At 71.7% G+C, this 11,056-nt stretch carries 9 protein-coding genes; 4 read left to right on the forward strand and 5 right to left on the reverse strand.

Going from position 1 to position 11,056, the window contains the following annotated elements; genetic code table 11:
- Positions 1-45: 45 nt before the first annotated feature.
- Genes mnmG through J5Y09_RS22645 form a run of 4 tightly spaced genes read left to right on the forward strand, consistent with a single transcriptional unit; the run spans position 46 to position 4,151 of the window.
- Entirely contained in the window at positions 46-1,914 is a 1,869-nt protein-coding gene (mnmG, locus tag J5Y09_RS22630; protein ID WP_209354130.1) for a tRNA uridine-5-carboxymethylaminomethyl(34) synthesis enzyme MnmG, read from the forward strand.
- Entirely contained in the window at positions 1,911-2,498 is a 588-nt protein-coding gene (gene rsmG / locus J5Y09_RS22635) for a 16S rRNA (guanine(527)-N(7))-methyltransferase RsmG (protein WP_209354131.1), read from the forward strand. Before mnmG ends, rsmG begins: the two co-directional genes overlap by 4 nt.
- Positions 2,473-3,297: a ParA family protein gene (locus J5Y09_RS22640; RefSeq protein ID WP_209354132.1), complete on the forward strand. Its 825-nt coding sequence runs from the start codon at positions 2,473-2,475 to the stop codon at positions 3,295-3,297. Before rsmG ends, J5Y09_RS22640 begins: the two co-directional genes overlap by 26 nt.
- Entirely contained in the window at positions 3,294-4,151 is an 858-nt protein-coding gene (locus J5Y09_RS22645; protein ID WP_209354133.1) for a ParB/RepB/Spo0J family partition protein, read from the forward strand. Before J5Y09_RS22640 ends, J5Y09_RS22645 begins: the two co-directional genes overlap by 4 nt.
- Before the next feature lie 151 nt (positions 4,152-4,302).
- Here the strand turns inward: J5Y09_RS22645 and holA are convergent, their stop codons facing one another.
- The 5 genes from holA to J5Y09_RS22670 form a co-directional block, all read right to left on the reverse strand.
- Positions 4,303-5,328: a DNA polymerase III subunit delta gene (gene holA / locus J5Y09_RS22650; RefSeq protein ID WP_209354134.1), complete on the reverse strand. Its 1,026-nt coding sequence runs from the start codon at positions 5,326-5,328 to the stop codon at positions 4,303-4,305.
- 7 nt (positions 5,329-5,335) lie between these two features.
- A complete protein-coding gene (lptE, locus tag J5Y09_RS22655; RefSeq protein ID WP_209354135.1) occupies positions 5,336-5,848 on the reverse strand; it encodes an LPS assembly lipoprotein LptE in 513 nt (170 codons plus the stop codon).
- Entirely contained in the window at positions 5,838-8,432 is a 2,595-nt protein-coding gene (gene leuS / locus J5Y09_RS22660) for a leucine--tRNA ligase (RefSeq protein WP_209354136.1), read from the reverse strand. Before leuS ends, lptE begins: the two co-directional genes overlap by 11 nt.
- A gap of 284 nt (positions 8,433-8,716) precedes the next feature.
- Positions 8,717-9,280: a DUF3576 domain-containing protein gene (locus tag J5Y09_RS22665; protein ID WP_209354137.1), complete on the reverse strand. Its 564-nt coding sequence runs from the start codon at positions 9,278-9,280 to the stop codon at positions 8,717-8,719.
- 93 nt (positions 9,281-9,373) lie between these two features.
- Positions 9,374-10,759, reverse strand: a complete 1,386-nt coding sequence (locus J5Y09_RS22670; RefSeq protein ID WP_209354138.1) for a porin — start codon at positions 10,757-10,759, stop codon at positions 9,374-9,376.
- Between the last annotated feature and the right edge of the window lie 297 nt (positions 10,760-11,056).

Here is an 11,056-nt window from a genome sequence, read left to right on the forward strand (position 1 = left end):
CGGGGGAGGTTCACCTCCCCCGCGCCGATCCGTATACCCCCATCCATGCACGACCCCTGCGACGTCATCGTCATCGGCGGCGGCCATGCCGGCTGCGAGGCGGCCGCGGCTGCGGCGCGCTGTGGCGCGCGCACGCTGCTGCTGACGCATCGGATCGAGACGCTCGGCGAGATGTCCTGCAACCCCGCGATCGGCGGCGTGGGCAAGGGCCATCTGGTGCGGGAGGTGGATGCCCTGGACGGCATCATGGCCCGCGCCGCGGATGCCGCCGCGATCCATGTGAAGATGCTGAACCGGTCCAAGGGCCCGGCGGTGCGCGGCCCGCGCGCCCAGGCGGACCGGCGGCTCTACCGCGCCGCGGTGCGGGGCCTCCTGGAAGCCCAGCCCGGCCTGACGATCCTGGCCGCCGCGGCGGAGGGGATCGAGACCGCCCCCGATGGCGGGATCGCCGCCGTGCTGACGGCCGACGGGCAGCGCTTCGCCTGCGGGGCGCTGGTGGTCACGACCGGCACCTTCCTGCGTGGCGAGATCCATATCGGCGAGCGGCGCATCCCGGCCGGCCGGGTCGGCGATGCACCCGCGATCGGCCTGGCGCTGGCCTTCGAGCGGCTGGGCCTGCCGCTGGCGCGGCTGAAGACCGGCACGCCGCCGCGGCTCGATGGCCGGACGATCGCCTGGGGCGAGTTGGAAGCGCAGCCCGGGGACGATCCGCCCGAGCCGCTGTCCTGGATGACGGAGCGCATCACGAACCGCCAGGTGGTCTGCGGCATCACCGCGACGACGCCGGCGACCCATGCGTTGATCCGGGCGAACCTGCACCAGAGCGCCGTCTATGGCGGCCGCATCCAGGGGGTGGGCCCGCGCTATTGCCCTTCGATCGAGGACAAGGTGGTCCGCTTCGCGGAGCGGGAGCGCCACCAGATCTTCCTGGAGCCCGAGGGCCTGGACGACGACACGGTCTATCCGAACGGCATCTCGACCAGCCTGCCCGAGGATGTGCAGGCGGCGATGATCGCTTCCATCCCCGGGCTGGAGCGGGCGCGGATTGTCCGCCCCGGCTACGCGATCGAATACGACCATGTCGACCCGCGGGCGCTGACCCCGGCGCTCGAGGTCAGGTCGGTGCCGCGACTATTCCTGGCCGGCCAGATCAACGGCACCACCGGGTATGAGGAAGCCGCCGCGCAGGGGTTGATGGCCGGGCTGAACGCCGCAAGCCGTGCCTCCGGCACCGCGCCGGACAAGGTGCTGACGCGCGGGGAGGCCTATGTCGGCGTGCTGGTCGACGACCTTGTGCTGCATGGGGTCAGCGAGCCCTATCGGATGCTGACCGCGCGGGCGGAGCATCGCCTGGTTCTGCGCGCCGACAATGCCGGGCTCCGGCTGACGGAAAAGGGCATCGGCTGGGGCTGCGTCGGGCCGGAGCGTGCCGCGCGCCATCGCGCCTTCGCCACCGCCTTGTCCGACGCGCTCGCGCGGGCCCGGGCGGATGGCGCGACGCCTGCCGCGCTCGCCGCCCAGGGCATCGCCGTGAACCAGGACGGGCGGCGCCGGAGCGTGCTGGAGGTGCTGGCCCTGCCCGGCATCGCGGCGGCGGCGGCCGAAGGTGCCTTTCCCTGGCTGCGGGATGTCTCCCCGTCGGTCCGCGCGCAGCTGGAAGCGGAAGCGCTCTACGCCCCCTATCTCCGCCGCCAGGATGCCGAAATGCGCCTGCTCGAGCGGGAGGAGCGGACGCCCATCCCCGCGGCGCTCGATTTCGCCGCCGTGCCTGGCCTTTCCGCCGAGATGCGGCAGCGCCTGGCCGCCGCGCGCCCGGCGACGCTCGGCTCCGCCGGCCGGCTGCCCGGCATCACCCCGGCCGCGCTCGCCGCCCTGGCTGTGGCCTTGCGGCGGGAAGGCGCGCGTTTCACGTGAAACAGGACCCGGCGCGCGACGCCCGGCTCGCCAACTATCGCGACCTTCTGCTGCGCTGGAACGCGACCATCAACCTCGTCTCGGCCAGGACAGCGGCGGATATCGACCGACGGCATGTCGCGGACAGCCTGCAGCTCGTCCCCCTGCTGCCGGAGGAAGGACCGATCGCGGATCTGGGCTCGGGCGGCGGGCTGCCGGGGCTGGTGATCGCGGCCGCCCTGCCGGACCGCGAGGTGCATCTGGTCGAGTCGGATCGCCGCAAGGCCGCCTTCCTGATCGAGGCCGCCGCCGCCATGGGCCTGAAGCGGGTGAAGGTCCATGCGCAGCGGATCGAGCAGACCTCCCTGCCTCCGCTGGCCGCGGTCACGGCGCGGGCGCTGGCGCCGCTCGACACGCTGCTCGGTTTCGCAGCGCCACTGCTGGCGCCGGGCGGCATCACGCTGTTCCCGAAGGGCCGCGCGGCGGAGGAGGAGTTGACGAGCGCCGCCGCGCACTGGCACTTCACGGTCGAGCGGTTCCAAAGCCGCACGGACCCCGAGGCCACCATCCTCCGTCTCAATGAGATTCGCCGTGCCGGCACCTGAACGCCCGCAGCCCCGCATCATCGCGCTCGCCAACCAGAAGGGCGGTGTCGGCAAGACCACGACAGCGATCAACCTCGGCACCGCGCTCGCCGCGAAGCGCAAGGTGCTGCTCATCGACCTCGACCCTCAGGGGAATGCCTCGACCGGGCTCGGCGTCGGGCGGCAGGATCGCGGGGCAGGGTCCTATGCGCTGCTCACCGGCGAGAAGCCGCTGCGCGAACTGCTTCGCCCGACGAAGATCCCGAACCTGACGCTGCTCCCGGCCGACCCGGACCTCGCCGGCGCCGAGATCGAGCTCGTCGGCCTCGAGCACCGCGAACGCCGCCTGCGCGACGCGCTGGAAGCCCAGGCGGATGCGCTGGCGGGGACCGAGATCATCCTGATCGACTGCCCGCCCTCGCTCGGCCTGCTGACCCTGAACGCGTTGGTTGCCGCCAACGCGGTGCTCGTGCCGCTGCAGACGGAATTCTTCGCCCTCGAAGGCGTCTCCCAGATCACGCGAACGGTCGAACGGGTGAAGCGGGCGCTCAATCCCGGCCTCGAACTGGAAGGCATCGTGCTGACCATGTTCGACCGGCGGAACAACCTGTCGGAACTCGTCGCCGCCGATGTCCGCGCCTTCTTCGGCGACAAGGTCTACACCACCATCATCCCGCGCAACGTCCGCATCAGCGAGGCGCCTTCCCACGGCCTGCCGGTCATCCTGTATGACCACCGCTCCGCCGGCGCGCAGGCCTATATCGACCTCGCCGCGGAACTGCTGAAGCGCGAACGCCGCGCGAGGAAGCCCGCCGCATGAAGAAGCCCGCGCGCCTCGGCATGGGGCTCTCCGCCCTGATGGGGGACAAGGACCCGCCGCCCGTCCCGACCCAGACAGGCGCGCCGCGCAACCTGCCGGTCGAGGCGCTGGAGCCGAGCCCCTTCCAGGCCCGCGCCACGCCCGACCCCGCGGCGCTCGCAGAACTCGCGGCATCGATCAAGGAACACGGCATCCTCCAGCCGATCCTGGTCCGCCCGAAGCCGGGCGCGCCTGGACGCTTCCAGATCCTCGGCGGCGAACGCCGCTGGCGCGCGGCGCAGCAGGCCAAGCTGCATGACGTGCCCGTCGTCATCCGCGACCTCGACGACCGCGGCGCCATGGCAGCCGGCCTCGTCGAGAACCTCCAGCGCGAAGACCTCAACGCGCTCGAGGAAGCGGAAGGCTATCAGCGCCTCATGGGCGAGTTCGGGCTCAAGCAGGAAAGCCTGGGCCAGACCGTGGGCAAGTCCCGCAGCCACGTCGCGAACACGCTGCGCCTGCTCAACCTGCCGCCCAAGGTGCGCGACCTGCTGCGCGCCGGCACGCTGTCCGCCGGCCACGCGCGCGCGCTGCTCGGCGCCGAAGACCCCGAGCGGCTCGCCGCCCTCGTGGTCGTGCGCGGCCTGTCCGTACGGCAGACGGAAGCCCTCGCGGCGGCCGAGCCGCGCGATCCCGCCGCGCGGCGCAGCACGAAGCAGGACGCCGATACGGCGGCGCTCGAACGGCGGCTGACCGAACGGCTCGGGCTCAAGGTGGGCATCCGCAGCGCCGGCAAGGGCGGGCAGCTGACGATCACCTACCAGGATCTCGACCAGCTCGACGGCGTGCTGCGCCTGCTCGATCCGGAAGCCTGATCTCCGAGGGGGCGCCGCCCCCTCGGGCTCCCCTGCCAGGAAACTGAGTTTCCTGGACCTTCCGACTATTGCAGGAATTCAATACTGAAAAGATCGAATAAACGGGTTAAAAGCGCGCCATGAGGCGCAGAAACGTCGCCAACAGCTGAAGTCAACCGCGTCGACCGCGCAAGGCTTCGCGCGCCAAACCCATCACCGCGGCGCGGGCGACGGCGCGGTCGGGCATGCCGGTCGTCTTCGTCCGGCGCTCGGCTTCCAGCAGCATCTCCCCCGCGGCGGCCAAGGCTTCCGGCCGCCAGCAGCGCAACGCGCGCTCGAAGGCAGGACGCGCCTTGAAGAAGACCGGCGGGCGCAAGCCCTCAACCGCGTCGCGCACCGAGGCGCCGCGCGCCACCAGCAGCGCAGCCGCCTCAAGCCGCTGGATCTGGCGCAGCGCGCCGCGCACCACGGCGACGGACACCGCGCCTTCCGCGAAGGCCGCCTCCAGCGCGGCATCGGCGCGCGCCGCATCGCCCTCGCTCGCGGCCGACAAGGCGGCATCGAGGTCGAGCGCCGAGCCCTCCGACAGGGAGGCCAAAGCATCCTCCTCCGTCGCCCGTCCGCCGGCGCCGACATACAAAGCGAGCTTCTCGCATTCCCGCCGCATTACCAGCCGGTCCTCGCCCAGCCGCTGCGCCATCCACGCCACGGCGGAAGGCTCGGCGGTCACGCCGTACTCCTTCAGCGCCGCGGTTATGGAGGATTCCAGCGCCGCGCCGGTCTCGGCATAGCAGGCGATCACGGCGGCCTCGGGCCCCGCCTTCTCCAGCGCGGCACGCAGGCCCTTTCGCCCGTCGAGCGACCCGGCCTCCAGCAGCACGATGCCGGGGCCGGCGCCAGCCAGAACGGCCTTGGCGGCGTTGGCGAGGCCATCCGTCGCGTCCCGCACGCGCACCAACCGCCGACCCCCGGTCAGCGCAGGCGTCGCGGCCTCGGCGGCCAGCAGCGTCGCGTCCTTGGCCGCGGCCTCCCGCGGCACGTCCACCAGCCGGAAAGGGTCGTCTCCGGCCACCGCGCGCGCCAGCGCGTCGCCGCGCTCCCGCACCAGCCCGCCATCCTCGCCGAAGACCAGCACCAGCCGCGCCGCACCAGGATCGGCCAGGAAGCCCGCGATGCGGCGCGCGTCGAGCTTCGCCACGCGCTTCTCAGCCCGCCTGCGGCGGCCCGGATTCGAAGCGCACCGACAGGCTGCGGACGATGTCCTCGGCCAACTGGTCCACCAGCCGCTGCTCCATCGCCAGCCGGGCCGTTTCGGCCGCGAAGAACTGATTGTCCGGCACGTTGAAGGCGTCGAAGGTGCGTTCCGCGCCGCGCGCCACCAGCCGCGGCGGCGTGTTGGTGTCGAACAGGAACCAGGTGGCCGTGCCGGTGTAGCGCACGCGCGTCGGCGTGCCGTCCCGCGTGAAGCCCTGCACCTCCGCCCCGAAGGCCAGCCCCACGCGCAGGTCGTAGCGCGCGGTGGCCTCGTTGGTCGCGAGCCGTTCCTCGAGCCGCCGGCGCATCAGCTGCCCGTTCCGCTCCAGGATGCGCGCGACGCGCACCTGGCGCAGCCCGGCGACCGCGCCGCCGCCATCGGCCCGCTCGGCATACATCGGGCGGAAGCCGCAGCCCGCGAGCAGCGCCGGCCCCAGGACGAGGATGCTTCGCCTAGACCACAAGGTTCACCACCCGCCCCGGCACGTGGATACGCTTGCGGATCGGCTTGCCGCCCAGGGCGCGCTGCACGTTCTCCTCCGCCTCGGCCGCGGCGAAGATCGTCTCCTCGCTCGCTCCGGCGGGCACCTCGATCGTCGCGCGCAGCTTGCCCAGCACCTGCACCGCGAGCGTCACGGTCTCCGCCACCAGCAGTTCGGCGTCGGCCTCCGGCCAGGGCAGCTGGGCGACCAGCGCCGCATCGCCCGGGCGCAGCAGGGACCAGGCTTCCTCCGCCAGATGCGGCATCATCGGCGCGGACAGCCGCGCGAGCATCTCCAGCGCCTCCCGCCGCGCCCCGCCGGGGGCATCCTTCGCCGCCTCGATCGCATTGGCGAATTCATAGAGCCGCGCGACGGCGACGTTGAAGGCGAAGGTCTCCAGCGCCTCCGTCACCGCGGCGATGGTCCGGTGCGTCGCGCGGCGCAGCGCGCGGCCCTCGGCCTCCGGCGCCGCACCCGGCGGCGGCAGCGCGGGCAGCGCCGCCTCCACCATGCGGAAGATGCGCTGCGTGAAGCGATAGGCGCCGGCGACGCCGGACTCCGTCCACTCCATGTCCCGCTCGGGCGGGTTGTCGGACAGGATGAACCAGCGCGCCGTATCCGCCCCGTATTTCGCGATGATCGCGCCGGGATCGACGGTGTTGCGCTTGGACTTGGACATCGCCTCGACGCGGCCGATCGTCACCGCCTCGTTCGTGCCCTTCACCGTGGCGCTGCGCGTGCCGTCGGCGGCGGTCGCGAACTCCACCTCCTCCGGATACAGCCAGCGCCCATCGGCACCCTTGTAGCTCTCGTGCTGCACCATCCCCTGGGTGAAGAGCCCGGCGAAGGGTTCCTCCACGGCCAGGTGGCCGGTCGCCTTCATCGCGCGGGAGAAGAAGCGCGAATAGAGCAGGTGCAGGATCGCGTGCTCGATCCCGCCGATATACTGGTCAACCGGCAGCCAGGCATCGACCGCCTCGCGCGTCACCGGCACCTCAGCGCGCGGGGAACAGAAGCGCGCGAAGTACCAGGACGAATCCACGAAGGTGTCGCAGGTGTCCGTCTCCCGCCGCGCGGGCTTGCCGCAGGACGGGCAGTCCACGTGCTTCCACGTCGGGTGGTGGTCGAGCGGATTGCCCGGCTTCGAGAAATCCACGTCGTCGGGCAGTCGCACGGGCAGCTGTTCCGCCGGCACAGGCACCGCGCCGCAGGCGTCGCAATGGATCACCGGGATCGGGCAGCCCCAGTAGCGCTGGCGGGAAACGCCCCAGTCGCGCAGGCGCCAGTTCACCACGCCCTGGCCGTTGCCGCCCTTCTCCAGCGCGTCGATCGCCGCGCGCTTGGCCTGCGCGACCGGCAGCCCGTCGAGGAAGCCCGAATTGAACGCCGTGCCGTCCTCGGTAAAGGCGGTGTCGGCCACCTGGAAGGCCGCGGCGTCGGCGCCGTGCGGCAGCACCACCGGCGTCACCGACAGCCCGTATTTCCGCGCGAAGTCGAGATCGCGCTGGTCATGCGCCGGGCATCCGAAGATCGCCCCCGTGCCGTATTCCATCAGCACGAAGTTCGCGATCCACACCGGGTATTCGGCCCCGGTGAAGGGGTGCTTCACGCGGAAGCCCGTGTCGAAGCCCTTCTTCTCCGCCTGCTCGATCGCGGCTTCCGAGGTCCCCATGCGCCGGCATTCGGCGACGAACGCCGCCGCCTGCGCGTTCGCCGCGGCCGCGGCCGCGGCCAGCGGGTGCTCCGCCGCGACGGCGAGGAAGGACATGCCGAACAGCGTGTCCGGCCGCGTCGTGAAGACCTCCACATCCGTCATGTCGCCGACCGGCTCGGCCAGCGCGAAGCGCAGCCGCGCGCCCTCGCTGCGCCCGATCCAGTTGGACTGCATCAGCTTCACGCGATCCGGCCAGCGGTCGAGCGTGCCGAGGGCGTCCAGCAGGTCCGGCGCGAACTTCGTGATGGCGAGGAACCACTGGCTGAGCTTCTTCTTCTCGACCAGCGCGCCGGATCGCCAGCCGCGCCCGTCGATCACCTGCTCATTCGCCAGGACGGTCCCGTCCACCGGGTCCCAGTTCACCCAGGATTCCTTGCGCTCGACGAGGCCGGCCTTCCAGAAATCGAGGAACAGGCGCTGCTGCTGGCCGTAGTATTCCGGATCGCAGGTGGCGAATTCCCGCGCCCATTCCAGGCTGAGGCCCATGCGCTTCAGCTCGTCGCGCATGTTGGCGATGTTGGCGTAGGTCCATTGCGCTGGATGCACGCCGCGTTCGCGCGCCGCGTTCTCGGCCGGCAAGCCGAAGGCGTCCCACCCCATCGGGTGCATCACCAGATGGCCACGCGCGCGCTTGTAGCGGGCGACCACGTCGCCCAGCGTGTAGTTCCGCACATGCCCCATGTGGATCTTGCCGGAGGGGTAGGGGAACATCTCCAGCACGTAGTACTTGCGCGCGCCGGGCGGCGGCACGTCGGGCACGGCGAAGCAGGCGCGGCTATCCCATTCCGCCTGCCAGCGAGGCTCGGCGGCGCGGAAATCGTAGCGCGGGGACGGGGTCGGGGCGTCGTTCATGGTGCCGCGATGCATAAGCCGCGACGCCAAGGATTCCTAGCGCCTGATCCGCGACCGCGGTATCGCGCGGGCGACGAACGGGTCGGCGATCCGCTTCACGGGACGGGCACGGCGCGAGCCTGCCAGGGGCTCGAGGAACTCGGAAGGGAAAAGCGCGTCACCTGCGCGTCCAGTCCGCGCCTTGAACACGCGCGACGGACCGGGTCCGAACCTTGGGCGGCAATCGCAACGGGAAGATGCCAGGCCGCGCCGCCTGGCCTTCGTCCGTTCAGGCCATCGGGCGGTCAGCGCCCGGCCGTCTGGCTCCGCAATTCTCGGGCCCGCGCCAGGACCCGGTCTTCCAGCTCGGCGCCCGTGGAGGCCGCGACCGGCGCGTCCACCCAGGCATTGCCGCCGCGCACCTGCCGGAAGACCGACACGCGCACGCCATCGGACCGCAGCTGCCGGCCCATGACATAGGCGGTCGCCTTGAACCGCTCCCCGCCGGCGCCGGGGGGGGAATACCAGTCGGTGATGATGACCCCGCCGAAGGGATCGGCCGAGGCGAGCGGCATGAAGGACAGCGTGTCGAGCGTCGCGCGCCAGAGATAGGCGTTGACGCCAAGGCCGGCGCCGGCGCCAGCGCCGCCATCCTCCCGCGGGGTGCGGGAGGTGCCGAACAGGACGATGCCGTCATCGGCGCCTGTCAGCCGCCCGGCCACGCGCGACCGGCCGCTGTCGCTGTTGTACTCGTTTCGCCCGACCTCCCGGAGATTGTCCGAGGAGCCGCTGCAGGCGGCGATGATCAGGGGCAGGCCGAGCGCCGCAAGGGCGCGGGCGGGACGGCGGGTGGGAATGGCGCGGGTCATGGGCCCGTGTTCTAGCGCTTCAATTGGGGCGCTGAAAAGACGAAGGGCGGCAGGGTCTCCCCTGCCGCCCCCCGAAAAGTCACGTTCCGTCGATCAGAAGGCGAGACGGATGCCAGCCAGACCGAAGTTGATGGTCCGGGTGCTGGTGCCGTTGAAGGACGCCAGCGTGGTGCCGGTGCCGCCATACGTCGCGTTGGACGGCGCGGCGGTCGGCAGGTTCTCGTCGTTGATGTTCTGGTACGACGCGTAGAGCGCGAGGCCCGGCGCGAGGTTATAGACGACGCCGAAGCCGTAGTAGGTGTGCGTGCGGTCCGAGAGGGCGACGCCCGCGGGGCTCGTGCCGTTGTCCTGCTTCGCCACGCCGTAGTTCGCGCCGAGGATCAGCGGGCCGACGGTGTAGGTCACGCCGAGCACGAAGGCGTTGCTGTCGTCGAGGCCGGGGTTCAGGGCAGCGCCGCCCGGGGCATTGTTGTAGGAACCCCAGGTGTATTCGCCGCCGACCGCGAAGCCATAGGCCGCGACGCTCAGGCCGACGGTGTAGGCGTTGATCGCCTGCGCGCGAGCGTTCGGCGCGAGAGACTGACCCGCGGCGTTCTGGCGAGCGGAGTCGGCGAACATCGCGCCGAAGCCGGCGTTCACGCCGACCGGGCCGAAGGTCCCGCGATAGCGCAGGGCCACCGCGATCTCGTTCTCGGCGGTCACGCGGTCACGCTGGAAGGTCGCCGCGGCGCCGCCGAGCGTACCGGTATTCTCGATGCGACGGCCTTCCGAACGCGACTGCGGCGCGTAGGACAGGCCGAAGTCGAAGCCGGCGAACTGCGGCGAGGTGTAGATGATCTTCGTCGAGTCGTTGCCGTCGTTGATGCCGGCCAGCAGGTACGGGTTGCCGTACAGGCCGTTGTGGATGATGAAGTCGGACCAGTTGCCGTCCGCCAGCTCACCCACGCCCGGGGCGCGCACCTGCATCAGCGACGCGGCGTTGTCTTCCTGGCCGAAGGTCAGGCGGCCCAGCGTCGGCGTGCCGACGAACATGAAGGCCTCGTCCAGGTCGACGACGGTGTTGCCCGTGCCGCCGACGCCGTCCATCTGGAACTGGAACTCGGCGCCGTAGGTCAGGCCGTTGGAAGCGCGGCCATCGACGAACACGAAGAGTTCGCTGTCGTTCTGGAAGTCATAGCGGTTGCGGGCCACCGCGTTCGGGCCACCGCCGTTCGCCGCGGCGGAGTTACGGCTGCGGGCGCGATCCCAATCGTCCTGGATGTAGGCCGACCGGAAGTCGAAGTAGCCGCCGATGCGGATGCTCAGGCCGCCCGGCGCGGAAATCGCCGGCGCCGGCGCGACCACGGCGGACGTGCCGGTGGCATCGCCGCGCAGGCCGCCCTGGCCCGGCGTCGTGGTGACCGGCGCCTGGGCGAAAGCCGCCGGCGCCAGGAGGGCGGCGCCGACAACGGCGGTCGTCCCCATCAGAATCTTGCGCATTCAAGTCCTCCTCAAGGCCGGCGAACCGGCAGTTCCCTGGGCCGTCCTGCCCCCCGGCAGGTCCGCCGCCGCTTCCCCCGCGAACGACGGAAGGACGGCGTGGTGGCCTGGGGCGGACTATCGCCCGCCTCCGCGTCGTCCGGCAACCGCGCAGAAACCCCGGGCGCGACTTAGCTGAGACACTGTGGCTGACCCGCCACAGGCTGTGGCAGCAGCCCCCCGATCGCCGCCACCCCCGCGGCGCCCGCCGGCACGCGCCGCGCCGTGCGCGCCCCGACCCCCCCGAGCGCCGCCGCC

The sequence above is a fragment of the Roseomonas nitratireducens genome, from assembly GCF_017813355.1.
Taxonomy (GTDB): Bacteria; Pseudomonadota; Alphaproteobacteria; order Acetobacterales; family Acetobacteraceae; genus Neoroseomonas; species Neoroseomonas nitratireducens.